26 protein-coding genes are annotated in these 25,691 nt (G+C 68.6%); 3 read left to right on the top strand and 23 right to left on the bottom strand.

The features are described 5' to 3' along the window. Positions 1 to 121: 121 nt before the first annotated feature. From ASF87_RS10610 to ASF87_RS10600, 3 genes are all read right to left on the bottom strand, one after another. Positions 122 to 1,396 carry an ABC transporter substrate-binding protein gene (locus tag ASF87_RS10610; RefSeq protein WP_042539188.1) on the bottom strand — a complete coding sequence of 425 codons (1,275 nt, stop codon included), beginning with the start codon at positions 1,394 to 1,396 and terminating at the stop codon, positions 122 to 124. A gap of 143 nt (positions 1,397 to 1,539) precedes the next feature. Continuing rightward, on the bottom strand, positions 1,540 to 2,478 hold the full coding sequence (gene rarD / locus ASF87_RS10605; RefSeq protein ID WP_056375809.1) for an EamA family transporter RarD: 939 nt from the start codon (positions 2,476 to 2,478) through the stop codon (positions 1,540 to 1,542). Positions 2,479 to 2,578: 100 nt separating this feature from the next. After that, positions 2,579 to 3,994 (bottom strand): MFS transporter, encoded by a 1,416-nt coding sequence (locus ASF87_RS10600; RefSeq protein ID WP_056375808.1) that lies wholly within the window; start codon positions 3,992 to 3,994, stop codon positions 2,579 to 2,581. 102 nt (positions 3,995 to 4,096) lie between these two features. Between ASF87_RS10600 and ASF87_RS10595 the strand changes: the two genes are divergently transcribed. Next, positions 4,097 to 4,972: a helix-turn-helix transcriptional regulator gene (locus tag ASF87_RS10595; protein ID WP_056375807.1), complete on the top strand. Its 876-nt coding sequence runs from the start codon at positions 4,097 to 4,099 to the stop codon at positions 4,970 to 4,972. Between the two features lie 84 nt (positions 4,973 to 5,056). Here ASF87_RS10595 and groES read toward each other — a convergent pair whose 3' ends face one another. Next, on the bottom strand, positions 5,057 to 5,353 hold the full coding sequence (gene groES, locus ASF87_RS10590; protein WP_039394204.1) for a co-chaperone GroES: 297 nt from the start codon (positions 5,351 to 5,353) through the stop codon (positions 5,057 to 5,059). 143 nt (positions 5,354 to 5,496) lie between these two features. Between groES and ASF87_RS10585 the strand changes: the two genes are divergently transcribed. Then, positions 5,497 to 6,705 carry a class I SAM-dependent methyltransferase gene (locus ASF87_RS10585; RefSeq protein ID WP_056375806.1) on the top strand — a complete coding sequence of 403 codons (1,209 nt, stop codon included), beginning with the start codon at positions 5,497 to 5,499 and terminating at the stop codon, positions 6,703 to 6,705. 17 nt (positions 6,706 to 6,722) lie between these two features. Here ASF87_RS10585 and ASF87_RS10580 read toward each other — a convergent pair whose 3' ends face one another. The 11 genes from ASF87_RS10580 to coaA all read right to left on the bottom strand — a co-directional run bounded on the left by ASF87_RS10580 (position 6,723) and on the right by coaA (position 16,594). Then, the gene (locus ASF87_RS10580; protein ID WP_056375805.1) at positions 6,723 to 7,931 is read right to left on the bottom strand and encodes a hypothetical protein; all 1,209 of its coding nucleotides are present in this window, start codon (positions 7,929 to 7,931) and stop codon (positions 6,723 to 6,725) included. Continuing rightward, positions 7,915 to 8,997: a hypothetical protein gene (locus ASF87_RS10575; protein ID WP_056375804.1), complete on the bottom strand. Its 1,083-nt coding sequence runs from the start codon at positions 8,995 to 8,997 to the stop codon at positions 7,915 to 7,917. Before ASF87_RS10575 ends, ASF87_RS10580 begins: the two co-directional genes overlap by 17 nt. 3 nt (positions 8,998 to 9,000) lie before the next feature. Beyond that, positions 9,001 to 9,507 (bottom strand): hypothetical protein, encoded by a 507-nt coding sequence (locus tag ASF87_RS10570; RefSeq protein WP_056375803.1) that lies wholly within the window; start codon positions 9,505 to 9,507, stop codon positions 9,001 to 9,003. Continuing rightward, complete coding sequence (gene tsaD / locus ASF87_RS10565) at positions 9,507 to 10,577, bottom strand: tRNA (adenosine(37)-N6)-threonylcarbamoyltransferase complex transferase subunit TsaD (protein WP_056375802.1); 1,071 nt, start codon at positions 10,575 to 10,577, stop codon at positions 9,507 to 9,509. The genes ASF87_RS10570 and tsaD overlap by 1 nt, the downstream gene beginning before the upstream one ends. Beyond that, positions 10,574 to 11,080, bottom strand: coding sequence for a ribosomal protein S18-alanine N-acetyltransferase (gene rimI, locus ASF87_RS10560; protein WP_056375801.1), 507 nt, complete (start codon positions 11,078 to 11,080; stop codon positions 10,574 to 10,576). The genes tsaD and rimI overlap by 4 nt, the downstream gene beginning before the upstream one ends. Further along, positions 11,077 to 11,700, bottom strand: a complete 624-nt coding sequence (gene tsaB, locus ASF87_RS10555; protein ID WP_056375800.1) for a tRNA (adenosine(37)-N6)-threonylcarbamoyltransferase complex dimerization subunit type 1 TsaB — start codon at positions 11,698 to 11,700, stop codon at positions 11,077 to 11,079. Before tsaB ends, rimI begins: the two co-directional genes overlap by 4 nt. A 20-nt stretch (positions 11,701 to 11,720) precedes the next feature. Beyond that, complete coding sequence (gene tsaE / locus ASF87_RS10550) at positions 11,721 to 12,218, bottom strand: tRNA (adenosine(37)-N6)-threonylcarbamoyltransferase complex ATPase subunit type 1 TsaE (RefSeq protein WP_056375799.1); 498 nt, start codon at positions 12,216 to 12,218, stop codon at positions 11,721 to 11,723. After that, positions 12,215 to 13,321 carry an alanine racemase gene (gene alr / locus ASF87_RS10545; RefSeq protein WP_042539170.1) on the bottom strand — a complete coding sequence of 369 codons (1,107 nt, stop codon included), beginning with the start codon at positions 13,319 to 13,321 and terminating at the stop codon, positions 12,215 to 12,217. Before alr ends, tsaE begins: the two co-directional genes overlap by 4 nt. Beyond that, the gene (locus ASF87_RS10540; RefSeq protein ID WP_042539168.1) at positions 13,318 to 13,677 is read right to left on the bottom strand and encodes a holo-ACP synthase; all 360 of its coding nucleotides are present in this window, start codon (positions 13,675 to 13,677) and stop codon (positions 13,318 to 13,320) included. The genes alr and ASF87_RS10540 overlap by 4 nt, the downstream gene beginning before the upstream one ends. 67 nt (positions 13,678 to 13,744) lie before the next feature. Continuing rightward, positions 13,745 to 15,592, bottom strand: coding sequence for a glutamine--fructose-6-phosphate transaminase (isomerizing) (glmS, locus tag ASF87_RS10535; RefSeq protein ID WP_056375798.1), 1,848 nt, complete (start codon positions 15,590 to 15,592; stop codon positions 13,745 to 13,747). A 57-nt stretch (positions 15,593 to 15,649) separates the two neighbouring features. After that, complete coding sequence (gene coaA, locus ASF87_RS10530) at positions 15,650 to 16,594, bottom strand: type I pantothenate kinase (protein WP_042539164.1); 945 nt, start codon at positions 16,592 to 16,594, stop codon at positions 15,650 to 15,652. Between the two features lie 36 nt (positions 16,595 to 16,630). Here coaA and ASF87_RS10525 point away from each other — a divergent pair, with 36 nt between their 5' ends. Continuing rightward, positions 16,631 to 17,575 carry a Ppx/GppA phosphatase family protein gene (locus ASF87_RS10525; protein WP_056375797.1) on the top strand — a complete coding sequence of 315 codons (945 nt, stop codon included), beginning with the start codon at positions 16,631 to 16,633 and terminating at the stop codon, positions 17,573 to 17,575. Positions 17,576 to 17,609: 34 nt separating this feature from the next. On the opposite strand, the gene glmM is transcribed toward ASF87_RS10525, so the two are convergent. The 8 genes from glmM to ASF87_RS10485 form a co-directional block, all read right to left on the bottom strand. Further along, positions 17,610 to 18,968, bottom strand: a complete 1,359-nt coding sequence (glmM, locus tag ASF87_RS10520) for a phosphoglucosamine mutase (RefSeq protein WP_056375796.1) — start codon at positions 18,966 to 18,968, stop codon at positions 17,610 to 17,612. Positions 18,969 to 18,982: 14 nt separating this feature from the next. Next, positions 18,983 to 19,468 (bottom strand): 30S ribosomal protein S9, encoded by a 486-nt coding sequence (gene rpsI, locus ASF87_RS10515; RefSeq protein ID WP_042539158.1) that lies wholly within the window; start codon positions 19,466 to 19,468, stop codon positions 18,983 to 18,985. A 27-nt stretch (positions 19,469 to 19,495) separates the two neighbouring features. Further along, a complete protein-coding gene (gene rplM, locus ASF87_RS10510) occupies positions 19,496 to 19,942 on the bottom strand; it encodes a 50S ribosomal protein L13 (protein WP_042539156.1) in 447 nt (148 codons plus the stop codon). Positions 19,943 to 20,120: 178 nt separating this feature from the next. After that, the gene (locus ASF87_RS10505; RefSeq protein WP_056375795.1) at positions 20,121 to 20,789 is read right to left on the bottom strand and encodes an endonuclease/exonuclease/phosphatase family protein; all 669 of its coding nucleotides are present in this window, start codon (positions 20,787 to 20,789) and stop codon (positions 20,121 to 20,123) included. Between the two features lie 77 nt (positions 20,790 to 20,866). Further along, complete coding sequence (locus ASF87_RS10500) at positions 20,867 to 21,760, bottom strand: hypothetical protein (protein WP_056375794.1); 894 nt, start codon at positions 21,758 to 21,760, stop codon at positions 20,867 to 20,869. A 172-nt stretch (positions 21,761 to 21,932) separates the two neighbouring features. Next, a complete protein-coding gene (locus tag ASF87_RS10495) occupies positions 21,933 to 23,228 on the bottom strand; it encodes a hypothetical protein (protein WP_056375793.1) in 1,296 nt (431 codons plus the stop codon). Then, the gene (truA, locus tag ASF87_RS10490) at positions 23,225 to 24,073 is read right to left on the bottom strand and encodes a tRNA pseudouridine(38-40) synthase TruA (RefSeq protein ID WP_056375792.1); all 849 of its coding nucleotides are present in this window, start codon (positions 24,071 to 24,073) and stop codon (positions 23,225 to 23,227) included. Before truA ends, ASF87_RS10495 begins: the two co-directional genes overlap by 4 nt. Before the next feature lie 41 nt (positions 24,074 to 24,114). Further along, positions 24,115 to 25,656 (bottom strand): APC family permease, encoded by a 1,542-nt coding sequence (locus tag ASF87_RS10485; protein ID WP_056375791.1) that lies wholly within the window; start codon positions 25,654 to 25,656, stop codon positions 24,115 to 24,117. Positions 25,657 to 25,691: the final 35 nt, after the last annotated feature.

The raw sequence follows: 25,691 nt of genomic DNA, 5'->3' as shown, positions 1-25,691 counted from the left end.
GGTCTCAGTCCGGGCCTGCGGGACGGGGAGGGTCGGCCACGCTCGGTGACCCCGTGGCCTTCGCAGGTGCTCGGGACACGACGAAGGCCCCGGATGCTGAATCCGGGGCCTTCGCTCGTGATCAGTTGGTGCGGGAGATCAGGTTCTCGGCGTCGTACACGTACGTGCCGATCGAGGCGCCCTGCGGGTCGCCGTTCTCGTCGAACGTGATCTCGCCCGAGTATCCGTCGTAGTCGGCCGTGCCGCCTCCGTTGATGATCTCGGCGCAGTCGGCGAAGCTGGTGCACTTCTCTCCGTCGCCGGTGCCACCCGAGACCTCAGCCATCTTCGCTGCGATGTCCGCGCCCTCGGTCGAGCCGGCCGCGAGCGACGCGAGCGAGACGAGCACGACGGCGTCGTACGCCTCAGCCGCGTAGGTGAAGTCGTTGACCTCGGGGTTGCCCTCGCCGGTCCAGTACGCCTGCAGACGGTCGGTGAAGTCATCCTCGAGTGCCGGGCCGGGCTTGGTGCCCTGTGCGCCCTCGAGCGAGAACGGGAAGTTCGTGTCGGGCGACGAGCCGTAGTCCGACAGGTTTCCGTCGACGAGGTAGAACTTGTCCGGCGAGATGCCCGCGTTCACGAGCAGCGGAGCGATCGTCTTGAACTGGTCGAACGACACGATCGCGACGGCGTCGGGGTTCTGCGCCTTGATGGTCTCGACCTGTGCGTCGAACTGACCGTCACCGACGTTGTACGACGCGTCGGCCACGACCTCGCCACCCGCGTTCTCGAACGTCGACTTGATGTTCTCGAAGAGACCGGTGCCGTAGGCGTCGTTCTGGTAGATCACGCCGAGGGTCTTGTGCCCGTCTTCGGCGATCAGGTTGCCGAGGACCTCGCCCTGCAGCAGGTCGCTGGGAGCGGTGCGGAAGTAGAGTCCGTTGTCGTCCCAGTCCGTGAAGTCGGGGCCGGTGTTCGAGGCCGAGATCTGGAGGATGCCTGCGCTGACGTTGCCGTCGAGGATCAGACGCGAGACGCCGGACGCCGCGGCACCGACGATGGCCGTGACACCTGCGCTCTGCAGCTTGCTGATCGACGTCTCGTAGGCCTTGGTGTCGGTGTCGCCCTCGTCTTCAGCCGTCAGGTTGATCGTGATACCTGCCGCAGCGTCGTTGACCTCCTTGACGGCGAGGCCGACGCCGGATTCCATGGGCGGGCCGAGGAACGACAGCGAACCGGTCTGCGGCAGCAGCGAGCCGAGCTCGAGCGTGAGGTCGGCCGTCGATCCGCCGCCTCCGCCGTCGGACGGCTCCTCGGAGGGCGTGCTGCTGCAGCCTGCGACGACGATCGCCGAGGCGCTCAGCAGCGCGACTCCTGCGAGAATCTTGGCGCTGCGCGAGCGCGTGAATGCGGTCATGATGCTCCCTTGCGTGACTGGCCGTGGATTGTGACCACGGTCGGGTGCTCTAACACTAGGACTGAAAGGCTTCGCGTAGGGGTCGCCGATGTTTCGGTGCGTTAACGATCCGACACCGAGTTCCGCAGGCGTGAACCGGGAGTTCAGACCAGTGCCGGCTGAGCGATCCGACGCCCTCGCCGCGCGGCGAGCAGCAGGTCGATCACGAACACCAGGATGGCGACCCAGACGATGATGAACCCCGCCCACCGCTCGGGCGGCATCGGTTCGCCGAGCACGACCGCGCCGATGATGAACTGCATGATCGGCGTGATGAACTGGATCATCCCGATGACGGTCAGGTTGATGCGTCGGGTGCCGGCGGCGAACAGCAGCAGCGGCACCGCCGTCGCCACTCCCGCGAAGGCGAGGAGCACCGCGTGCCAGACGCCGTGGGAGCCCATCGTGATCCCGTCGGGTGTGGCGGCGACGAGGATCAGCTGCACGACGGCGATCGGGATCAGCCAGAACGACTCGAGGGTGAGTCCGCTGACCGCGTCGACTGCGGGGCCGATCTTCTTCTTGATGAGTCCGTAGACCCCGAACGAGGCCGTCAGCGAGAGGGCGATCCACGGGAACTCGCCGTAGAAGAGGACGATCACGATCACCGCGACGGCGGCGATGCCGATCGCGGCCCACTGCAGCCTGCGGATGCGCTCCTTGAGCACGAACACCCCGAGCAGCACCGTCGTGATCGGGTTGATGAAATACCCGAGGCTCGTCTCGACGATGTTCTCCGAGAGGGTGCCGATGAGGAACACCTGCCAGTTGACGTAGATCAGGACGCCGGCGAGAGCAGTCCATGCCAGCAGCCTCGGCTGCCGGATGATCGCGCCGAACGCCGCCCAGCCGCGCATCACGGTGAGAAGCAGCAGACAGAAGACGAGCGACAGCAGCACCCGCCACGCGACGACCTCCCACGGCCCCGTGGGTGCGAGCAGAAGGAAGTAGAGGGGCAGCACGCCCCAGAGCAGATACGCACCCCCTGCGTACGCGACTCCCGCCGTCTGAGTGGCTCGGGAGGCGGCGTTCGTCGGGGTCACCGCACAACCCTATGCCCGTCGATGAGCGGCATCGCACCCGAAGCCGTCGCCGACCGGACATTGGCAGGAATCGATGCAACGGTGGCGCCTCCCCGGCCGTTCAGCGGCCTCGCCGACCCCTGAGCACGACGGCGACGAGGAGGGCGGTCGAGAGCGCCATCGCCGCATTGAGTCCGATCGCCATCTGCAGCCCGGCGAGAAGACCCGCGGCGGCGAACGCCGCGACCACAGCCGCCATCACCGGCGTGCCCAGTGCGATGCCCACCTGCTGGCTCATCGTGACGAGACCGGTCGCCAGGCCCTGCTGTTCAGAGGGAACCGACCCCGTCGCCGTCACGACATAGCCGACGATGGCGACGAGATTCGCCACGCCACCGAGGAACGTCAGAACGAGGAGCGGAATCGCCCAGGCATGCTCGTCCGATGCGAAGGCGAGCGGGAACGTGGCGCCGGCCTGCACGATCAGCCCGACGACGATCGCGCGCGACGATCCGACCCTTCCGATGACGCGGGGCGCGAGAAGGCCACCGAGCACGGTGCCGATACCGAGCACTCCGAGCATCAGTCCGGCAGCGATCGGGGTGTACCCGAGGATCTCCTGCAGATAGATGGTCAGCAGGAAGACGAGTGACGTCTCAGTGGCGAAGGCGAGGAGACCGGCGAGGTTGCCCCAGGCGATCTCGCTTCTCCTCAGCAGCGAAGGTGCGACGAGCGGTTCGATCGCTCTCTTCTCGGCGAGCGCGAACAACACGAAGAACACCGCGGAGACCCCGAGCGGCATCCACGTGCCCGGTTCGCCCCAGCCGACGCGCCCCGCGGAGTCGATGCCGAAGACGAGTGCCACCAGAGCGGCTGTCACGGTGATCGCGCCGACGACATCGAGCCGAGCCCGTGCGACGCGACGCGGCTCGTGAAGGACGAACGCCCCTACGAGCAGGGCTGCAGCGGCCACCGCGACGTTGATGAAGAACGCCCAGCGCCACGAGACGCCTCCGGTGAGCAGCCCGCCGAGCACCGCTCCCGCCGTGAAGCCCGCCGCCATGAGCGCGCCGTTGAGCCCGAGCGCCCGCGAGCGCGCCCACCCCTCGGGGAACATCGTGGTCATCAGCGCGAGAGCAGCCGGAGTGACCATCGCCGTCGCGACGCCCTGGCCGACGCGGGCGGCCAGGAGAACACCCGGTGTGGTCGCGAGTCCGCCGACGACCGACGCCGCACCGAGCAGCGCGAGCCCGGCGATGAACAGTCGCTTGCGCCCGAGCAGATCGGCCACCCGCCCGAAGAACAGGGTGAACGACGCGGCGCACACCGCGAACGCGGTCACGATCCACTGGAGCGACGCGGTGTCGAAACCCAGTTCCCGCCCGATCGGAGGCAGCGCGACGTTGAGGATCGAGAAGTCGACGGCGAGAGTGAAGTTCGCCGTCAGAAGGACGCCCATGGCGAGCGCCTGCGACGGGGTAAAGCGATCGGTCGCCGGCGGCGCCGTGGCGGGGAGAGTCGAGTCGGAATGAGTCACGCTGCTCAGACTGCGCCCGGGGGCACGGGGCAACCAGTCCCCTCTCGTGACTAGCACCGCCAGGGACAGGCTGCGCGTGCGGCGGTCGTGGAGAATGGCTCCATGGATCCGCACCCCGCGTTCACCAGGCCGATCGCCTCAGAACGGCCGGTGACCGAGCTCGGCGAGTTCCTGCGCTCCCGGCGGGATCGCGTCACCCCCGACGACGTCGGGGTTGCCAGCTTCGGCCGGCGCAGGGTTCCGGGCCTCCGTCGCGAGGAGCTCGCGCGACTCGCCGGGGTCTCGGTCACCTACCTGACCCGTTTGGAGCAGGGCCAGTCGCAGAACGCATCCGACGCGGTCATCGACAGTCTCGCCCGCGCGCTCCAGCTCGATGCCGACGAGCATACGCATCTCCGAGCGCTCGCACGCCCGCGATCAGCCGCTCCCCGCCGTCCCCGAAAGACCGAGCAGCCGCATCGAGGCGCCTCGCAACTGCTGCACGCCATGGGAGTTCCTGCTGTGCTGCTGGGCCGTTTCAACGACATCCTCGACTGGAACAGCGCCGGCCACCTTCTGATGGCGGGCCACATCGAGGTCGATGCGCCGTCTCGGCCGGCCGGGCGCCCCAATCACCTCCGGATGCTGTTCCTCGATCCGCACACACGAGACCTGTACGCCGACTGGAACGAAGAGGCCGCGGTGGCCGTGGCATCGCTGCGCTACGTCGCCGCACGATTCGTCGACGACCGACAGCTCGCCGAACTCATCGGCGAGCTCAGCCTGAGCAGTCCCGACTTCGCGAAGCTCTGGGCCGGACACATGGTCAAGCTCTGCACGAGCGGCAGCAAGCGCTTCCGCCATCCTGTCGTCGGCGAACTCACGCTCGGCTACGAGGTCCTTCACCTACCCGAGGGAGATGGCCAGCGGATCCTCGCATACAGTGCGGCTCCCGGCAGCGCTGCCGCGGCGGCCGTCGATCTGCTCCAGTCGCGCTGAATCCGGCCGCGGTCGTCTGACACGGTCCGGACACGCAGGAAGGCCCGGATGCGTGATGCATCCGGGCCTTCCGAAGACGTTGTCTCAGCGGACGACGACTGCGAGCACGTCGCGAGCCGACAGGACGAGGTACTCGTCTGCGCCGAACTTCACCTCGGTGCCGCCGTACTTGCTGTAGAGAACACGGTCGCCCACGGCGACGTCGAGCGGAACGCGGTTGCCGTTGTCATCGATGCGGCCGGGGCCCACGGCCACGACCTCGCCCTCCTGGGGCTTCTCCTTGGCGGTGTCGGGGATGACCAGGCCACTCGCGGTGGTCTGCTCTGCCTCGACCTGCTTGATGACGATGCGATCCTCGAGCGGCTTGATGGAAACCGACACGGTCTACCTCTTCTTTCTTGACGCTGACAGGAAGACTTTTCGCACTCTCAACCCGAGAGTGCTAATTCAGTCTAGGCGCTCCGCTGGCACTCACGCAATGCGAGTGCCAATCGGACGAACTGGCCGCCGCCTAAGCTGGAGGCGTGGAGATCTCCGAGCTGCGCGCCCTGCTCACCCCCGAAGGCCTGAAGGCGCTGGACGAGCTCGGCCCCGTCGATGAGATCGCCGACGTCGCTCGGATCGTGTCTCGGCTGCGCGCCACAGGGCACTCCCCCGAGCTGGTCTCCGCCGTGGTGGGGCAGGCACGTCTCCGCGCCAAGGCGAGGGGCAAGTTCGGCGACTTCGCGGCGCGGATGCTGTTCACCCGCGCCGGGCTCGAGCAGGCCACCCGGCTGAACGTCGCCGCACGGCACGCGCAGCGGCTGCGGCGGGTCGGCATCACCCGTGTCGCCGATCTGGGCTGCGGCATCGGCGGAGACGCCCTCGCATTCGCGGGCGCCGGACTCGACGTCATCGCCGTGGATGCCGACGAGGTGACCGCAGCGATCGCCGCCTACAACCTGGCGCCCTTCGGAGACAGCGCGGTCGTGACGCACGGCACCGCCGAGGCCCACGTGCCCGCCGACGGCGACGAGACTCAGGCGATCTGGATGGACCCGGCCCGCCGCACCGCGGGTCACAGCGAGACGCGGCGGGTGTCGTCCGATGACTACTCTCCCCCGCTCGACTGGGCATTCGACGTGGCCTCCCGCACCTCGACCGGCATCAAGCTCGGCCCCGGCCACGACCGGGACTCGCTCCCCGTCGACGCCGAGGCGCAGTGGGTGAGCGCAGAGGGCAGCGTCGTCGAGCTGGTGCTGTGGACGAGAGCGCTCGCTCGCGACGGCATCCGCCGGTCCGCTCTCGTGATCCGCGGCGAGCGCTCGCACGAGCTCACCGCAGGAGCAGATGCGGAGGATGAGCCTGTGCGTGAGCTCGGCGCCTTCCTCCACGAGCCGGACGGCGCGGTGATCCGTGCGCGCCTGATCGGCGACGTCGCGCGCAGTCTCGACGCGGGGATGCTCGATGAGCGCATCGCGTACCTCACCTCCGACACAGCGCTCACGAGTCCGTTCGTGCAGTCGTTCCGGGTGCGTGAGACGATGCCTGCCAATCCCAAGGCGATCAGCGCCGTCCTCAAGGCGAACGATGTCGGCTCTCTCGAGATCAAGAAGCGCGGCATGGACATCGACCCCGCCGCCTTCCGCAAGAAGCTGACGCTGCGGGGCGATCAGGCGGCGACGCTGATCCTCACCCGCATCGGGGATCAGCGCCGCGCGATCCTCGCCGATCGGGTGCCTGCCGCCGAATAGCGCCAGGCGAGGCCGCCCTAGCCCTCGGAGTCGTCAGACGGGATCTCGACCTGGATCGGATCCTGCTTCTCGCCGCCGAGCTCGAGCGTCTCCCCCGGCTCCGCCGTCTGCTCGGCAGCAACTGCTGCGCTGTCGCCGGAGACGACGAGGTATGGCGTACCGCTCGGCGTGTAGGCGAGGCGCACACTCCAGTCCGCGGCGACGGTCCCCGTCTCGTCGACGGTGACCCCTCGGGTCTCGATGCCGTCGCCGGAGAACTGCTGGTCGCCCGACACGCGGCATTCGACGCTCTCGACGGCGTCGATGATCAGACAGTCCTGGATGTCGTCGCTCTCGAGGCGCTGTGCCCGCCAGACAGGGGCATCGCGGAAGTAGCCGACGACCGAGAACGAGTACTCCTCGAAGCCCTCCTCGATCAGCTGCTCGGCCCGTTCCCGCTCGTCCCCCTGGAACTGCGACAGCCACGAGTTCTGGTCCGAGCGCCAGCGCTGGATGATCCCGACGACCTCGCCGTTCATCGCCCGCGCGGCGGATGCCCAGATCTCCTCCGGACTCTCGTCGCCCTCGCCGGGTGCGGTGACACTCGCACTGAGGCCGATGCCGTTCCCGTTGTCGAGATCCGCAGCCGGCTGACACTGATCCGCCGACTTGCCTGCCGCGTCGAGCGTGATGCAGATCGTCTCGCCGTCTTCCTTGGTGGCGTACCAGACGAGGGCGTCCTCGTCCCGTCCGATCGCGCGCAGACTGCCGGGATCGAACCCGCCCTCCGCCTGCAGCTCGGCGCGACGCTGCTGCAGCTCGGAGGTCAGCGCCACGGCGTCACCGGTGTGCCCGAAGACCGCCCATCCGACGCCGAGACCGATCGCGAGCATCGCGGCGGATGCGGCGACAGCGGCCTTCCAGTGCTGTCGGATCGCTGCGCGAAGTCCGCCGGCCTCGAGGGGCTGCTGCCCGCCGGCTTCCTCATCGGCGGGACTCCCGCTCGGCGGACCGGAGACGGGCGGCTCGGCATGCGGGAGAGGAGCATCCTCTGCTCGACGCGGGGCGTCGACCGCGTCGGCGCCCGGGCCGGCCGCAGCTGCGGCGAGGACCGTCGCGTCCGGTTCGACGCGCATGGACTCGAGTTCGCGCAGCCTGGCCGCCTCGATTTCGGTCAGGCCGCCGTCGCGACCATAGGCCTTGCCCTGCAGGGCGCGCAGCTCGGCAGACTCACTCTCCTGCAGCATCGTCGCTCTCCCAGCCCCTCGTCACGGTGAGGTACTGCTGACCGTAGCCGAACTGGTACTCATAGCGGGTCGTCTCGCCGTCGTCTGCGACGTCGAGCACGAGCGTCCGGTCCGCATCCGCGAGCATCAGGCTGTCGTCGCACACCATCGGAGGGTCGGGCATGGACCCGTCATAGACGAGACAGTATCGCTGGGTGGACGTGTCGATCCCGGTCCAGATCGGCACCTCGTCGTCATAGCCGACGACGAGGATCGTGCGGCGATCCAATCCGGTCTGCGCGGCGAGCGTCGTCGCGGCCTCCGCCTCCGCCTCGCTGGCGAACATCGACGTCGACTGCGACGACGTGATGTAGCTGCGGGTGATGACCGCGGGCTCGCCATCCTGCGTGAGGTACATCTGCGCCTGGATGTCGTAGGTCTGGGCCTCGCTCACGGGCTTCGCGAGCGTCGCGTTCACACCCTGGATCGTCGCCTGGTCCCGCGTCGTGCACGCGGGAGCCGTCGCGTCCTCGTGGCCGAGCACGAGGCACACGTCCGCGCTCTCGTTCTTCGTCGCGAACCAGATCACGACGCCCTCCTCCTGGGCGACGGCTCGCACGGAACCCGGGTCGAAGTCGCCCGACGCGACGATCGCGCTCTGCCACTCGCCCTGCTGCGCAGTGAGCTGCATCGGCGCAGGACCACGATCGGCGAAGATCAGCCAGCCGAGCACGAGGCCCACCGCGATGAAGGCTGCGGTGATCGCGACGGCAAGACGCCCGTGCCGTCGCAGCGCGGCGAGGGCGGAGTCGCCGTGGGGCGCCGCGGTGGTGCGGTCCTCAGACACCGCGGTCCCGACTCCCTCGACGACGGTCGACGCGGCGGGCTCGATGTGTGCGGGCTCGATGTGTGGGGGTGCAGGCGCAGCCGGCTCCGGTCCTCTCGGTGCGGGCGGCTCCGCCGGGCGGGTCTTGCCGGCCTCGAGTTCGCGCAGCCGCGCGGCCTCCGCCTCATTCAGCGCACCGGCTCGACCGTAGGCCCGCGCCTGGAGAGCCCTCAGCTCGACGGATTCATCCGCGTCGAGCATCCGCTATCCGAGTCTCTCGAACTGCATCCCGGCCCAGACGAGCCAGCCGAGGCTGTAGACGGTCGCGCACAGACCGAGCACGAGCGCCCAGCGTGCGATGGCGCGGCTCTCGACCGGTCGGCGCAGCGACATGATCGACGCGATCACGGCGACGATGGCTATCGGTATGCCCCAGCCGACGAAGAAGGACGAGACCAGGGCCACGATGGCGGCCATCAGAGCCCAGGGCGCGAGGCGGGTGTCGTCGACGACGGACGCGTCGGTCGACGGCGCCCAGTCGGTGCCGCGCCCAATGTCGTCTGCCTCGGGCCCGCTGACGACCACCGGTTCGACTCCGACCGGTCCCGTCGGCAGCTTCGTGTATCCCTCGCGGCGCGACCCCGGAATCCGCGCCGAACCGGACGGATGCTCGACCTCGCCGCTGGGGCGCTCGATCCTGGTCGGAGGCAGCACGGCATCGGACCCTGGTTCTGCGCCCACGGGATCGGGCGTGCGTGGCGCGTCGCTCATCACATCACCGCGACGCGCTCGTCGACCTGGATCTCGGTGACCGGAAGAGTGGAGTCGGCTCCGAACGCGAGCGTCGACGGGCGTCGACCCGACGAGATCAGCTCCGCAGCGAGAGCCGCGATCATCGCCCCGTTGTCGGTGCAGAGCGACAGGGGCGGGATGCGCACGGTCACGCCCGCCTTCTCGGCCCTCGCGAGCGCGACCTCGCGAAGTCGTCGGTTGGCGATGACCCCGCCGCCCAGCAGCAGGCGCGGCACGCCGAGGTCCGCGCACGCGGCGAGCGCCTTCGACACGAGCACGTCGACGACCGCCTCGCGGAAGCTCGCGGCGACGTCGGCCACCGGCACAGGCACACCGTCGGCCTCGCAGCGTTCGACCCAGCGTGCGACGGCGGTCTTGAGCCCGGAGAACGAGAAATCGTAGCGGTGCTTCGCCATGTCGGATGCGCGAGACAGACCCCGAGGGAACCGGATCGCGTCGGGGTCTCCGTCGAGCGCCGCTCGGTCGATCTCGGGGCCACCGGGGTACGGCAGCGACAGAAGCCGGGCGACCTTGTCGAACGCCTCCCCCGCAGCGTCGTCCATGGTCTCGCCGAGCATCTCGACGTCGGTCGTGAGGTCGCGCACATGCAGCAGCGACGTGTGCCCGCCCGACACGAGCAGCGCGATCGTCGGGTACTCGAGAGGCTCGGAGTCGGGGGTGAGGATGTCGGCGGCGATGTGGCCCACCAGGTGATTGACCGCGTACAGCGGCTTGTCGAGCGAGACGGCGAGGCCCTTCGCGGCGCCGACGCCGACCATGAGCGCCCCTGCGAGGCCCGGTCCGCTGGTCACGGCGACCGCATCGAGGTCATCGAGCCGCACCCCGGCCTCCGCCAACGCGGCGTCGATAGACGGCTGCAGGGCTTCGAGGTGCGCTCGGGCGGCGACCTCGGGCACGACGCCGCCGTAGCGGGCGTGCTCGTCCATGCTCGACGCGATCGTGTTCGACAGCAGCGTGCGTCCGCGGACGATACCGATGCCCGTCTCGTCGCAGCTCGTCTCGATGCCCAGCACCAGTGGCTCGGTCATGCGGAGGCCTCCTTCGCGGCATCCTCGGCGGGCTCGTCCCGATGCGCGGAACGCGGATGCTGCAGCACGAGGCGCATCACGATCGCATCGACGTCGTCGGGCTGGTAATAGCGAGGGCGGCGGCCGATCTCCTCGAACCCCTCGGAGAGGTAGAGCCCCTCGGCGCCCGGATTGTCGGCGCGCACCTCGAGGAAGACCTCTCGGGCGCCGCGTTCGGCTGCGGCGTCGAGAAGCGAGCGCAGCAGCGCGCGCCCGCGACCGGCGCCACGGTGCTCGGCGTCGAAGGCGATGGTCTGGATGTCGGCATCACTCGACCCCTGCAGCGCGCGGACTCCGCCGTAGCCGATGATGGCGCCGTCATGCTCGTCGACCAGATAGCGGCCGTGCGGGCTCGCAAGCTCCAGCGCCATGGCCTGGGAGCTCCACGCGTCGGTCGGGAACGAGCGATGCTCTATCGCCATGATGGCGTCGAGGTCGTCGGGCGTCGCTGCACGCAGAGTCATCGCCCCACCTTCTTCGGCGCTCCGGGCACGGTGACATCGGGCTGTCGCAGATACAGCGGCTCGGCCCCCGCGAGCGTGCGCCCCGCCGCCACCGCTCGGGCGCCCACGCGAGCGAGGTCGACAGCCGACAGCGTCTCGACGTCGATGCGACGGATGCCATCGAGGTGCTCGTCCGCATCGACCCGCGCGACCAGCACCGTGTCGGCGACCATGTTCGGGATGCCGTCGGCATCCGTCCCTTCGAAGACGGTGACGGCCACCTCTCGACGGCGGGCGTCCGTGACGATGGCGAACGGCCCGGTCACGGCGTCTCGATCGATCGCGGTGAGCGCCGCGGCGAAGTGGCTCGGCACGGAGACGACCGGGATGCCGCGGCCCATCGCGAACGTGCGGGCGGTCGCGATGCCGATGCGGAGTCCGGTGAAGGGGCCAGGGCCCATGCCCGCCACCACGTGGTCGATCGATCCGCTTCCGGTCTCGCCGAGAGCTCGCACGAGCAGCTCGCCGATGACCTCCGCGTGACCGAGAGGGTCGGCGGCCGAGGCGTCGGACAGACGGGTGCCGTCGTCGTCGATGAGGGCGACGGCGGTGCCCAGGGAGGTGTCGACGGCGAGGATCACCTCTCCAGGGTAGTCGCCGTTCAGCCGGTGATCGCTGAGCGCCCTGCGCGCGTGATCGTCACATGCCGTGGGGCATCCGTGTCGAGCTCGGAGGGGTCGAGATCGTCGTCGCCGCCGACCGGGCGCTCGAGCTCGATGTCCCACCAGGTCTCAGCCAGGTCCTCAGCCATTCCGCGTCCCCACTCGATCACGACCACCGATCGTGCGAGGTCGAGGTCGAGGTCGTCGAGCTCGGCGCCCGAGCCGAGACGGTAGGCATCCACATGCACCAGGGGGGCGCGTCCGACGAGCGAGGGGTGCGTGCGTGCGATCACGAATGTGGGGCTCTGCACCGGACCCCGTACTCCGAGTCCTTCCGCGAGCCCACGAGTGAACGTCGTCTTCCCGGCCCCGAGGGGACCGGTGAGGATAAGCAGATCTCCGGCTTCGAGCCGCTCGCCGATGCGGAAGCCGAGCTGCTCCATGGCATCGGATGTCTCGATCTCGATGCGCCCGAGGAGGGCCGGGTCGACGCTCATGCCGACCGCCGGGGCACGCGCGGGCCGATGCGCGTGACGATCTCGTAGTCGATGGTCGACGCGGCGTTGGCCCATTCGGCTGCGGAGGGAACCCCGAGGGTCGGGTCGCCGAACAGCACGACCTCGTCTCCGATCGACACCGGGGAATCGCCGACGTCGACGACGAACTGGTCCATGGCGACTCGGCCGACGTTGGTGAACCGACGACCGCCGATCGACACGGGCAGGCGTCCGGAGGCGTGGCGAGGCACCCCGTCGGCGTAGCCGAGCGGCACGAGCACCAACGTCGTGTCGTGCGGGGCGCGGTGGTCGTATCCGTACGACACCCCTGCGCCGGCGGGCACGCGGCGCACAGCGGCGATCGCGCCTCGCAGGGTCATCGCAGGACGAAGCCCCAGCTCGGCCGACGAGCGGTCCTCGAAGGGCGAGAGGCCGTAGATGCCGATGCCGATGCGCACCGCATCCAGTCGCATCTCCGGCAGGTCGATCGCGGCCGCGGTCGCCGCGATGTGCCGGATCTCGGGGTGGATGCCGAACGAGGCCGCCGCGGCGACCGCCTCCTCGAACTTCGCCAGGGCCTCGCGGTCGTCCTGAGGCGAGGTGTTCGAGAGGTGACTGAAGAGCCCGATGATGCGCAGCCGTCCGATGCGCTCGAGACGCGCGGCCTCGGCGAGCACGCGCCGCCAGTCGGCCGGCGCGATGCCGTTGCGCGAGAGCCCCGTCTCGAACTTCAGGTGCACGCCGACCGGACGATCGACCGACGCGACGGCACCGGCAGCCTCGAGCTGGTCGAACGACGAGATGCCCACCTCGACGTCATGAGCTGCCGCCTGATCGAACCGCTCGCCCGGAGCGTGCAGCCACGCGACGATCGGCGCCGTGATGCCCTGGCGGCGGAGCTCGAGAGCCTCGGGGATCTCGGCGACACCGAGACGGGTCGCGCCGCCGGCGAGGGCCGCGACGGCTACGGCCGCGGCGCCGTGACCGTAGGCGTTCGCCTTGACGACCGCGATGACCTGCACGCCGGTGAGACGGCGGAAGTGGCGGACGTTGTCGCTGATGGCATCGAGCTCGATACGTGCCTCGCGGAACGGAACGGTCACAGGGGCTCTCCTTCGGCGACGACGAACGCGGCGGCGAGTCCTGCGTCATGGGTGAGGGTCAGATGCAGTCGGGTGATCCCACGCTCGGCGACGACGTCGGCGGTCGAGCCCGACAGCACGAAGTGCGGGCGGCCCGATGCCTCGGAGGCGATCTCGATCTCGATCCAATGCACCCCGTCAGAGCCGCCCAGGGTCTTGATCAGGGCCTCCTTGGCGGCATACCTCGCTGCCAGGGACGGAAGGCGCAGCGCCCGCTCCCCCGGCGCGAACAGCCGCTCCAGCAGCCGCGGCGTGCGCTCCATCGTGCGCTCGAACCGCGGGATGTCCACGAGGTCGATGCCGGTCCCGATGATCACCCGTTCAGCCTAGTCGCGGCATCCGCTTCGTTCGGCTCCTGCCCCGCCCCGACACCCGAGACGGGGTCTACTCGACGGTGACGGACTTGGCCAGGTTGCGCGGCTGGTCGACGTCGAGGCCCTTGGCCGTGGCGAGGGCCATGGCGAAGATCTGCAGCGGGACGACAGCGAGCAGCGGCTCGAACATCGCTCCGGCGAGCGGAATCCGGATGACCTCGTCGGCGAACGGCAGGACCGCCGCGTCGCCTTCTTCGGCGACCACGATCACGCGCGCTCCGCGCGCACGGATCTCCTGGATGTTCGAGACGACCTTGGAGTGGACCACGGCCGAGTGGCGCGGAGACGGCACCAGGACGAAGACCGGCTGCCCTGGTTCGATCAGGGCGATCGGACCGTGCTTGAGCTCTCCGGCGGCGAAGCCCTCGGCATGGATGTACGAGATCTCCTTGAGCTTGAGCGCACCCTCGAGCGCGATCGGGAAGCCGACGTGCCGACCGAGGAACAGCACGGAGCGGGTGTCGGCCATCCAGCCGGCGAGCTGCGTGACGTGCTCCTGCTCGCTCTCGAGGACCTTGGCGATCTTCTCGGGGAGGGCAGTGAGCTCCGCGACGTCGACGGATGCGTCCTGCACCGATCCGCGCACGCGCCCCATGTGCAGACCGAGCAGCAGCAGAGCGGTGATCTGCGCCGAGAACGCCTTGGTCGACGCGACCGCGACCTCTGGGCCCGCATGCGTGTAGACCACCGCATCGGACTCTCGCGGGATGGTCGCACCCTGGGTGTTGCAGATCGACAGGGTGCGCGCTCCGCGCTCTCTCGCGTACTTGACGGCCATCAGCGTGTCCATGGTCTCGCCGGACTGGCTGATCGAGATGACGAGCGTGTCATCGCCGATCACCGGGTCGCGGTAGCGGAACTCGTGCGCCAGCTCGACATCGACGGGGATCCGCGCCCACTGCTCGATCGCGTACTTGCCGACGAGCGCCGAGTACGCGGCCGTACCGCACGCGGTGATGATGATGCGATTGATGCCGATGAACAGCTCGTCGAGGCCGTCGAGCTCGGGGATGACGACCTGATCTCCTCTGATGCGACCGCGGATCGTGTTGGCGACCGCCTCGGGCTGCTCGGCGACCTCCTTGGCCATGAAGCTGGACCATCCGCCCTTCTCCGCGGCGGCGGCGTCCCAGGAGACGTCGAACGGCTCGGCCTCGACAGGCGTGCCGGCGAAGTCGGTGACCGTGACGGCATCCGGCGTGATCGAGACGATCTGATCCTGCCCGATGGCGAGCGCCTTGCGCGTGTGCTCGATGAATGCGGCGACGTCGGAGCCGAGGAAGTTCTCGCCCTCGCCGAGGCCGATCACGAGCGGCGAGTTGCGTCGCGCTCCGACGACGAGTCCGGGGTGGTCCTGGTGCATCGCGAGCAGGGTGAACGCACCCTCGAGGCGGTTGACCACGGCGCGGAACGCACCCTGCAGGTCGCCGCCGTTGCTGCGGTACTCACGACCGAGCAGCGCTGCTGCGACCTCGGTGTCGGTCTCGCTGCGGAACGCCACGCCGTCGGCGAGCAGCTCGTCACGCAACGAGGCGAAGTTCTCGATGATGCCGTTGTGGATCACGGCGAGCTTGTCGTCATCTGCGAGGTGCGGGTGCGCGTTCTCGTCGGTGGGGCCGCCGTGGGTGGCCCAGCGGGTGTGCCCGATGCCCGTGTTGCCGTCGGCGAGGGCCGCATCCTTCAGCGAGTCGCGCAGCATCGCGAGCTTTCCCGCCTTCTTGCGCATGCCGAGCGAGCCCTCGCCGTCGATGACCGCGACGCCTGCGGAGTCATAGCCCCGGTACTCGAGACGGGCGAGCCCTGCGAGCAGGATGTCCTGGCTGGGGCGCGGGCCCACGTATCCGACGATTCCACACATGTGGTCAAGAGTAAGGCGGGACTTTTGCGAAGGTTCCGAACGAAACCTCGGGCCTGCTCAGAGCTTGCGGAGAAGCACGCTCTCGACGCTGTGATCGACGCCTTTGTTGAGCACGAGACGCGCTCGGTGCTTGGTCGGCATCACGTTCTCGACCAGGTTCGGCATGTTGATCTCGTTCCAGTAGCCGAGTGCGGTCGTGATCGCCTCCTCGTCGGTGAGGTGCGCGAAGACGTTGAAATACGACGACGGATTCGAGAAAGCTCCCTGGCGCAGGGCGAGGAAGCGGTCGACGTACCACTTCTCGATGTGCGAGGTGTCGGCGTCGACGAAGATCGAGAAGTCGAAGAGATCGCTGACGGCCACATCGTTCGGTGCGGGCGGCGGCTGCAGGACGTTCAACCCTTCGACGATCACGACGTCAGGACGCCGGACCACCACGTGCGCATCGGGGACGATGTCGTAGCGCATGTGCGAGTAGAACGGTGCCCGCACCTCTGCGGCCCCGCTCTTCACCTCGGTGAGGAATTCGAGCAGCGCCCGCCGGTCGTAGGACTCGGGGAACCCCTTGCGGTCCATCAGACCTCTGCGCTCGAGCTCGGCGTTCGAGTGCAGGAACCCGTCCGTCGTGACGAGCTCGACGCGCGGGGTGCCCGGCCACCGACTCATCAGCTCACGCAGCAGACGAGCGATCGTCGACTTGCCGACCGCGACGGAGCCCGCGACTCCGACCACGAACGGGGTCGTCGAATCGTCCTCCTGCAGGAACGAGCTCGTCGCGGCTCCCAGACGCTTCGTGGCCGTCGCGTAGAGGCTGAGCAGCCGACTCAGGGGCAGATAGACCTCGCGCACCTCGGCGAGGTCCAGGCGGTCTCCGATGCCGCGGAGCTCGACGACCTCGGTCTCGGTGAGCGGCTGATCGAGGCCCGCCGCCAATCGCGCCCATTCGTCGCGTCCGATCTCGCGATACGGAGACAGAGGCAGCGTGGGGTCGGCGGTGGTCACGGATACATCGTAACGGCGCACGAGTAGTCTCTATCCGTGCGCCTCGGAGTCCTCGACATCGGTTCCAACACCGTCCACATGCTCGCCGCCGATGTTCGCCCCGGGGGTCGGCCTCTGGCGACGACCAGCGATCGCACCGTCCTGCGGCTGATGCGGTACCTCACAGACGACGGTGCGATCTCCGAAGAGGGCGTACGAGCACTCGAGGCGGCTGTGGTTCGGGCGCGAGACGTCGCGGAGGCCGAGCGGGTCGACGAGCTGCTCGCCACCGCGACGAGCGCGGTGCGCGACGCCCGGAACGGGGCCGACGTGATCGCCCGCATCGAGGCTGCCCTCGGCCAGCCGTTGCAGGTGCTCGACGGAGAGACCGAGGCCCAGCTCACCTTCCTCGCCGTGCGGCGCTGGTTCGGCTGGTCGGCCGGACAGCTGCTGCTCCTCGACATCGGCGGCGGGTCGCTCGAGGTCGCGGCGGGCGGGGATGAGCTGCCGGATGCCGCGGCATCCGTCCCCCTCGGAGCCGGCCGGATGACAGTGCAGTTCCTCCCGCATGATCCGCCGGGTGAAGACGACGTCGAGCGTCTTCGGGAGCACGCGACTTCGACGCTCGCCGAAGTGCTCCCTCAGTTCGCCGCGCTGCCTCGCCCCGATCACGTCGTCGGCTCGTCGAAGGCGATCCGCTCGCTCGCCAGACTCGCGGGCTACCCGGTGCCGGGGTGGTCGGGAATCCAGCGCATGGTGCTTCCGCGGGCTTCGCTGGGATCGTGGATCCCGCGGCTGGCCCGTCTGCCCGCGTCCGCGCGACAGGAGCTCCCCGGCATCACTGCGGATCGCACGTTCCAGATCGTCGCCGCGGCGGTATCGCTGCACACGGCCATGACCGCGCTCGATGTCGACGAGCTCGAGGTGTCTCCGTGGGCGCTGCGCGAGGGGGTGCTGCTGCGATACATCGAGCAGCTGAACTGGAGCGCGCCGCGCGGCTGACCTGTGGTCGGTGCCGCGCGGCGCGCTCGACGGTTCAGAGGGAGAGTCGCTCCCGCACGACGGCGACCAGCCGGTCGGCGTACGCCTGAGCGGATTCGGCATCCGCCGCCTCGACCATGACCCTGACGAGGGCCTCGGTTCCGGACTTGCGGAGCAGCACGCGACCGGTCTCGCCGAGTTCGGCTGCGACCTCGCGCACGGCCGCCTGCACGACGGCGTCGGACTCGAGCGCGTCCTTGTCGACATCGCGCACGTTGATGAGCACCTGCGGGTACACGGTCATCACGCTCGCGAGTTCGGCGATCGTCTTGTTCTGACGTGCCATCTCGGCAACCAGGTGCAGTCCGGTGAGCAGGCCGTCGCCCGTCGTGGCGAACTCGCTCATGATGACGTGGCCCGACTGCTCGCCTCCGAGGGCGTAGCCGCCACGGTCCATGTCCTCGAGGACATAGCGGTCGCCGACCGCGGTCTGGCGCACGGTGATGCCGTGCTCGCGCATGGCGACGTGCAGGCCGAGGTTGCTCATCACCGTGGCGACGAGCGTGTCATCGGTCAGGTGACCGCGCTGCTTCATCGACACCGCCAGGATGGCCATGATCTGGTCGCCGTCGATGACGTTGCCCTGCGCATCGACAGCCAGGCACCGATCGGCATCGCCGTCGTGGGCGATCCCGATGTCGGCCCCGAGCCGCACGACGGCCTCGGCGAGCTGGTCGAGGTGGGTCGACCCGACGCCGTCGTTGATGTTCAAGCCGTCGGGGTCAGCACCGATCACGGTGACATCGGCACCCGCATCGCGGAAGGTCTCGGGAGACACCCCTGATGCGGCGCCGTGGGCGCAGTCGAGCACGACCTTGATGCCGTTCAGCCGGTTCGGCAGCGAGCCGAGCAGGTGCACGACGTAGCGGTCTTCGGCGTCGGAGAATCGATCGATCCTGCCCACGCCCGCACCGGTGGGGCGCAGCTTCTCGCCCGCCATCGCCTCTTCGATGCGCTGCTCGACGACGTCGGGCAGCTTCACACCGCCGCGGGCGAAGATCTTGATCCCGTTGTCGGGTGCCGCGTTGTGCGAGGCGGAGATCATCACACCGAAATCGGCGTCACGGTCGGCGACGAGGAACGCGAGCGCAGGAGTCGGAATGACACCGGCCTCGAGCACGTCGACGCCGGAGGAGGCGAGCCCTGCGGCGACCGCCGCCGTGAGGAAGTGACCGGAGACACGAGGGTCACGGGCCACCACTGCGGTGAGTCGCTTGCCTTCGGCTTTGCGGGCCTCCGCAGTACGGCCCTGGCCCAGGACGACAGCAGTCGCCTGGGCCAGGGTGAGCGCGAGGTCGGCGGTGAGGATGCCATTGGCGAGTCCTCGCACACCGTCCGTGCCAAAGATCGGCATCGGAGCGGTTGACCTTAACGCTTCGAGTACTGAGGCGCCTTACGGGCCTTCTTGAGTCCAGCCTTCTTGCGCTCCTTGACGCGAGCGTCGCGCGACAGGAAGCCGGCCTTCTTCAGCGTCGGACGGTTGTTCTCCTCGTCGATGCCGTTGAGCGAACGGGCGATGCCGAGACGCAGCGCGCCGGCCTGACCCGAGGGGCCACCGCCGGAGATGCGCGCGATGACGTCGTAGCCGCCGGCGAGGTTGAGGATCGTGAACGGGTCGTTGATCAGCTGCTGGTGCAGCTTGTTCGGGAAGTAGTCCTCGAGCGTGCGGCCGTTGACCGTGATCGTTCCCGAGCCGGGGACGAGACGCACGCGGGCGATGGCCTGCTTGCGACGGCCGACAGCGGCACCCGGGACGCTGAGCACGGGGCGGGGGGCCGCCTCGACTGCGTCGGTCTCGGGAGTCGAGGTCGAGAAGTTCTGGGGGTTTTCGGTGGTGTCCTGGATGTCAGCCACGAGTATGTCCTTAAGTCTTTACGGCGCTTACTGGGCGACCTGGTCGAGGGTGTACGTCTGCGGCTGCTGCGCGGCGTGCGGGTGCTCGGCACCGACGTACACCTTGAGCTTCGACAGCTGCTGACGGCCCAGGCTGTTCTTGGGGAGCATGCCACGGATGGCCTTCTCGACAGCGCGGATCGGGTTCTTCTCGAGGAGCTCGGCGTAGGTGACCGACTTCAGTCCGCCCGGGTAACCCGAGTGGCGGTAGGCCAGCTTCTTCTGGAGCTTCTGACCGGTGAGCGCGACCTTGTCGGCGTTCACGATGATGACGAAGTCACCCGAGTCGATGTGGTTGGCGAAGGTGGGCTTGTGCTTGCCACGCAGGAGCGTAGCGGCGTGCGAGGCCAGGCGGCCGAGAACGACGTCAGTGGCGTCGATGACGACCCAGTCACGCTGGACCTCGCCGGCCTTCGGGGAGTAAGTGCGCGTCACGATAGTGCTGCTTTCTTGTTCGAACGGAGAAGTTCGTGAATCCCACTCCGGGGTGGTTCTTCCCTACAGGGATGAACACGCCAGTGGAGGGCTCACGTTCGTTAGTGCTCGGCAGTCGAGTACCAAAGTGACAGCCTACGTCATTCCGGGCGTTCTCCCAAACCGAGCCGGTCTGCGATCAGTCGAACCGGGTCGTCACCAGGATCGGACGATGGTCGCTCATCCCCTGCGGAAGCGTGGTGACCCGCTGGATCTCGAAGCCGACGGACGTCGCGAAGTCGTAGTGTCCGCGGAACACGCGGTACCGGGTGTAGGTGTGGTCGTCGCTCAGCGTCAGCGCGTACCCGTGCTCGCGGATCGTCTGACCGAGGTTCTCCTTGAACACCGGGTAGTTGTAGTCCCCGACCATCAGCTGCGGCAGCTCTTCGCCGAGAGTCGCCAGCTCGGTGAGGGCCGCCCGGATCTGGTGCCGACGCAGGGAGTTCAGCGCTGTCAGCGGCGCCGCGTGGAACGACGCGGCGATGAACTCGCGCCCCGCGTCGATGTCTCTCAGCCGCGCACCCAGAACCCGCTCATGCGCGGGCTTCGCGATCCGGTCGTGCAGCGACTTCTTCAGCTCGATCGTCTTGACCTCCTGGAGATGGAACTCGCTGGCCCGATAGAACATCGCGAGTCCCAGCCGATTCCCCTGCGTCGCGTCGGCGATGGTGAGGTCGCCGATCGCCTCGGGCAGATCCGCGACATCGCACTCCTGGAGGCACAGGATGTCAGGATCGTGCGCCGAGACCAGCGCCGCCAGTTCTCCTGCGGCGCGGTGCTTCTGCAGGTTGTATGAGAGGACCTTCATCGCACCTCACGCTAGTGGCTCAGTCTTGGATTCCGGTGGAAATCGCCGTTCGATCGGTGGAGTTCACCCGTTCGGCATCACTCGTCGTATCCCCATCGGAGTCCCAGGATCCCTGGGCCGAACCCGTGCCGAGCGAGATGGACCGAGCCCCCGTTCGTCGAGCGCATCACCGAGATGTACTCCCCCTCGGTCTCGATGTACTCCTCGCACCAGCTGGGGAGGGCGTCGGGATGGAAGCGCACCCAGATGAGGCTCTCGCGAGCCGATCTCGACGTCGCATGCCAGGCCGACTGCCGCGGCGGATATCCGGGCGGGAAGGTCTCGGTGAACTCGAACAGCGTCGTTCCGCCGGTGGTGATCGGCTCGTCGAGCGCGATGACCACGCCAGACACGAGGCGGCCCCGATGCAGGTATTCCCGATCGATCCTCCCACCGACGACGTCGGAGATCACCGACATGACATCGGTCTCGATCGGCGCCACGTCGATGAGGGGCACCTCGGTGATCGTGCCTCTCGTCGCCTGCACGAGCGAGCGCATGATCGTCCTCTCGACCGCGCCGTCGGCACCGACGAACACCGTCATGTGGGTCGAGAGGTCGCGCAGGGCGTCCTGCGGAGCGGCACGCAGCTCTCGCAACGTCTCCTCGGTCTCGCGCTGCTCGCGCTCCTCGTCGAACGGCAGACGCGGAGGTGCGATCGGCCCCAGACGAGCGGTCGGGATCAGCAGGCTCCCGAGGTGTCCTCGATGCAGACCGAGGCGATCCTCTATGCCGTCGACGACGCTCAGCGATTGCGGGCCTTCGGGCTGCCGATCACCGGAGCGCCAGTAGCTCAGCGTCGCCATGGATACCGGGTTGCCGTCGTCGATCAGCTGGCTCCGCAGCCGCGCGAGGGTGATTCCCCGGTCGGAGATCGCCGCACGGAGCGCAGCGGCGAATGCGCCGCCCTGATCCTCCAGCCGATCCGTCACAGTCCCCCGCCGCAGTGTGAAGATGCCCTTCGTACGATCAGCATACGGTTCAGCAGTGTCACACCCCTCCGGCCTGCACGAGTCGTCACCGCCGCGCCCGGCCTGGGGGCCCGCCGTCCGCGGCGGTGCTGCCGCATCGTGGCCGCCCCCGGGAAGGGCGGCCACGAACGGGTCACCTGCGGCGTCGGCGCTCCCGCGTGATCGCGGCGGGCTTGTCTTCGTCCACGCGTCCGACGTCGCCAGGGAACAGGGCGTCACGCGCGAGCTGTCGCTCTCTGCGGCTGCGTCGTGCATCCGCCCACCCGACCGCGAGCCCGAGCGCGATCAGCACCACGGCGGTGAGAAGCACGGCGCGCGTGTCCATGGCGGCCCACTCCGCCCAGAGCGCCCCCATGCCCACGACGGCGGCACCCGCGCCGACGGCCGTCAGACCCAGCTGAAGGCGCACCATCGATCGGGTGCCGGAGAGCAGCGGCTCGACCAGGCTCACGTCGACACTGCGGGATGCTCCATCCGAGACCCACCTCGTCAGAGCGCGCTCGCGGGCGAACTGCAGGACCACTCCTCCGACCCAGGCGAGGATGCCGAGGGCTGCGCACACGGCGAGCGCCGCTCCGCTGCTCAGGCTCAGCACGTCGATGCCGTTCTCGATCGGCTCGTTCCAGTAGACCGGATCGCAGTTGCGACACTGCTGACGCATGAAGACCGAGATCATGGAAGCGCCCAGGGAGACGAGTGTGGCGGTGAGCAGCACCCGGGCCACGCGACCGAGAGTCCGCCTGCTCGGAGTCGAGAGCCACTGCGGAACGACCGCTCGGATCGCCGCCTCGCGACGATCCGAGTCGCACGCCTCCGCTCGAGGGACGAGCTGCTTCCACCGCGACCAGTGGTCGCGCATCCGCGCATCGTCGCGTTCGACGAGTCGTCGCCCCAGCCTCCGCAGCATCGCTGCGGCGAGCGCCAGCACCGCGAAGACGAGCAGCACCGCCCAGACCACGCCGTCTTCGCGCAGGTCCTCTGTGAAGACGACGGCGAGCGCGAAGAGGGCTCCGAGCCCGACCAGACACCAGAACAGCACGGTTCCCGTGGTCTGGAGGTATGCGGCGGGGGCCTTCGCGAGCTCCGTCCTCAGTGATCGCTCCGGCACGGCATCCGGGTTCTCCCGTGCGCTCGCCTCGACCGCGCGGAGGGCGGCGAACCGCTCGGCGACCAGCACGAAGGGCACGACGATCGCGAGCACCGCGGCGATGAGCAGGATCACCCCCATGCTCGCGCGGAACAGCGGATCGAGGTCGATCTGCCAGTACAGGGAGGACAGTGCCTCCTCCCCCACGATGCCGACCACGACGATGCCGAGGAACGTGTAGAGCGTGCCGACGCTCAGACCGACACAGGTGTCGAGTGCCGCCCGCCAGAACGCCCATCCTGGCGACGAGACCTCGACGAACACGGCCGCGCGTCGGGTCATGCGCTCGTGCCGTCGCGGCGAGCGCGCGTCTGCTCCGCCCTGGTCGACAGGAGCTCGTCGGCCGGGTATCCGACCTCGGTGAGCGTCAGCCCCCTGGCGGCCAGCACCTTGAACTCGCTCGTGCGGGTGAGCGCGTCGCGCAGCACGACCAGATCGTCGACGTCGAGACGCCCCTCACCCACGGCGACGCATGCGCCCACCAGCGCCCGCACCATGCTGTGGCAGAACGCGTCGGCCTTCACCTCGGCGACGAGCACGCCCTCGGAGTCCCGCGACCATCGGTAGTCGAGGAGGGTCCGGATGGTCGTGGCCTCCTCGCGGGGCTTGCAGTATGCCGCGAAGTCGTGGAGCCCGATGAGCGTCCGCGCCGCGGCATCCATCGCCTGGTCGTCCAGAACACCCCGGTGCGCGGTCGTGTCGTGGCGTCGAAGGGGGTCGTAGCCGGCGGTCGAGTCGGCGAGCCGATATCGGTAGCGACGCCAGACCGCCGAGAAGCGGGCGTCGAATCCGTCGGGAGCGATGGAAGATCGGGTGACGGTCGCATCGGGGTAGGCGCCGAGCACACCGCGCATACGCCTCGCGATCGACGCCGCGGGGTCTTGCGGGGCGCGGCCCTGACGCGACTCGATGCGCGACCACTGCGCCTCGTCGAGGTCGACGTGCGCCACCTGGCCCACGGCGTGCACTCCGGCATCCGTCCGCCCTGCGACGACGAACTGCACGTCGGAGCCGACGATGCGAGCGAGCGCGGCTTCGAGAGTCCCCTGCACGGTGCGCAGGGTCGGCTGCTTCGCCCACCCGCGGAAGTGGGTGCCGTCGTAGGCGATGTCGAGCCGGATGCGCACGGATAAAGCCTAGGGCGTACCCGCGCGCGATCCGGCTCCGCTCAGATCCCGCCGTCGATCGAGCGGATGACCTCGCCCGGCTCGTCCGGCACCATGACCTGGGTGTCGCGGTTCAGGCTCTCGCCTCGGAAGAACCGCTTCGAACGCGGGAACAGGTACCAGGCGAACATGAGCACGAGACCGAAGGCGAGCGAGCCGATGCCGATCACGAACGTTCCGCCGATGCCGAAGAGCACGGTGTAGCCGTAGTCCACATCCCACATGTCGATCGCCGACTGCACGAACGCCCCCGTCAGCATGAGGCCTCCCAGCAACGGGAAGAGGCCCTTGAAGAAGAAGTCACGCGCCGAGGTCGTGAGGTCCTTGCGGAAGTACCAGACGCAGGCGAAGCCGGTGATCGCGTAGTAGAACGCGATGGCGAGGCCGAGCGACAGGATCGAGTCCTGCAGGATGTTGTCGCTGATCAGGGTCATGCCGACGTAGTACACCGATGCGACGACCCCCATGACGATCGTCGAGAACGACGGCGTCTTGTAGGTCGGGTGCACGTCCTTGAACTTCGCGGGCAGAGCGCGGTAGACGCCCATCGCGAGTGTTCCGCGTGCGGTGGGCAGGATCGTCGTCTGCGTCGAGGAGATCGCCGAGATGATCACGGCGACCACCAGCACCCAGCCGAAGGGTCCGAGAAGTCCGTCCTTGATCGCGAGGAAGAAGTCGTCGGCGTTGGCCTCGTTGCCGAGTCCGGTTCCGGTGTCGCCGAGGCCCGCGTACATCATGGCGGCGATCGTGACGCCGACGTAGGTGAACAGCAGGATGACGGTGGTCAGCAGCGCGGCACGACCCGGGATGCGCTTGGGGTCCTTCGTCTCCTCGTTGAGCGCGAGGCAGGTGTCCCAGCCCCAGTAGATGAAGAGGGCGAGCAGGATCGACTCGGTGAAGCCCGACCACGAGGTGAATCCGAACGGGTTGAGCCATTCCATGTCGAACGGGGTGGGATCGGGCGCGGTTCCTGCGAAGAACTGCCACAGGGCGGCCACCACGAAGATCGCCAGTGCGAGGTACTGGATGCCGAGCAGGACGTTCTGGATGCGCTCGCCGATCTCGACACCGCGCCAGCTCACCCACGTCATGGCGGCGATGAAGAGCACGGCCACCAGGATGATGCGCCAGTCGTTGTTCTCGAGGTCGAAGCCGATCAGCGACCAGAAGTAGACCGAGGCGATCTGGGCGAGATTCGCGAGCACGACCATTCCGGCGACCGCGACTCCCCAGCCGCCCATCCAGCCGACCCAGGGCCCGAAGGCCTTGGTGCCCCACGTGAACGTGGTGCCGCAGTCGGGAACGGCGTTGTTCAGCTCGCGGTAGGCGAAGGCGATCAGCAGCATCGGCACGAAGGCGATGATGAAGGCGATCGGTGCCTGTGCTCCGACCGCGAGCACGACGAATCCGAGCGTGGCCACCAGCGAGTAGACCGGTGCGGTGGATGCGAGCCCGATGACGGTGGACCCCCACAGCCCGAGCGAACCGGTTGCGAGCCCCTTGCCGTCGGGGCGTTCCAGATGGATCGGCGTCGTAGCTGACATGCTCAGAACATACGGCTACCACGTATATCGCGTCA

The organism is Microbacterium sp. Leaf161, from assembly GCF_001423645.1.
In the GTDB taxonomy this organism is placed as follows: domain Bacteria; phylum Actinomycetota; class Actinomycetes; order Actinomycetales; family Microbacteriaceae; genus Microbacterium; species Microbacterium forte.
Note: the sequence above shows the minus strand (reverse complement) of the source record. Positions and strands in the feature narration are given on the sequence as shown.

Excerpts from the sequence above, each read along its gene's own strand:
- ASF87_RS10610 (WP_042539188.1), bottom strand. The coding sequence starts at position 1,396 with ATGACCGCATTCACGCGCTCGCGCAGCGCCAAGATTCTCGCAGGAGTC.
- ASF87_RS10595 (WP_056375807.1), top strand. The coding sequence starts at position 4,097 with ATGGATCCGCACCCCGCGTTCACCAGGCCGATCGCCTCAGAACGGCCG.
- ASF87_RS10580 (WP_056375805.1), bottom strand. The coding sequence starts at position 7,931 with ATGCTGCAGGAGAGTGAGTCTGCCGAGCTGCGCGCCCTGCAGGGCAAG.
- ASF87_RS10575 (WP_056375804.1), bottom strand. The coding sequence starts at position 8,997 with ATGCTCGACGCGGATGAATCCGTCGAGCTGAGGGCTCTCCAGGCGCGG.
- ASF87_RS10570 (WP_056375803.1), bottom strand. The coding sequence starts at position 9,507 with ATGAGCGACGCGCCACGCACGCCCGATCCCGTGGGCGCAGAACCAGGG.
- tsaD (WP_056375802.1), bottom strand. The coding sequence starts at position 10,577 with ATGACCGAGCCACTGGTGCTGGGCATCGAGACGAGCTGCGACGAGACG.
- rimI (WP_056375801.1), bottom strand. The coding sequence starts at position 11,080 with ATGACTCTGCGTGCAGCGACGCCCGACGACCTCGACGCCATCATGGCG.
- tsaE (WP_056375799.1), bottom strand. The coding sequence starts at position 12,218 with ATGAGCGTCGACCCGGCCCTCCTCGGGCGCATCGAGATCGAGACATCC.
- glmS (WP_056375798.1), bottom strand. The coding sequence starts at position 15,592 with ATGTGTGGAATCGTCGGATACGTGGGCCCGCGCCCCAGCCAGGACATC.
- glmM (WP_056375796.1), bottom strand. The coding sequence starts at position 18,968 with ATGCCGATCTTTGGCACGGACGGTGTGCGAGGACTCGCCAATGGCATC.
- ASF87_RS10505 (WP_056375795.1), bottom strand. The coding sequence starts at position 20,789 with ATGAAGGTCCTCTCATACAACCTGCAGAAGCACCGCGCCGCAGGAGAA.
- ASF87_RS10495 (WP_056375793.1), bottom strand. The coding sequence starts at position 23,228 with ATGACCCGACGCGCGGCCGTGTTCGTCGAGGTCTCGTCGCCAGGATGG.
- ASF87_RS10485 (WP_056375791.1), bottom strand. The coding sequence starts at position 25,656 with ATGTCAGCTACGACGCCGATCCATCTGGAACGCCCCGACGGCAAGGGG.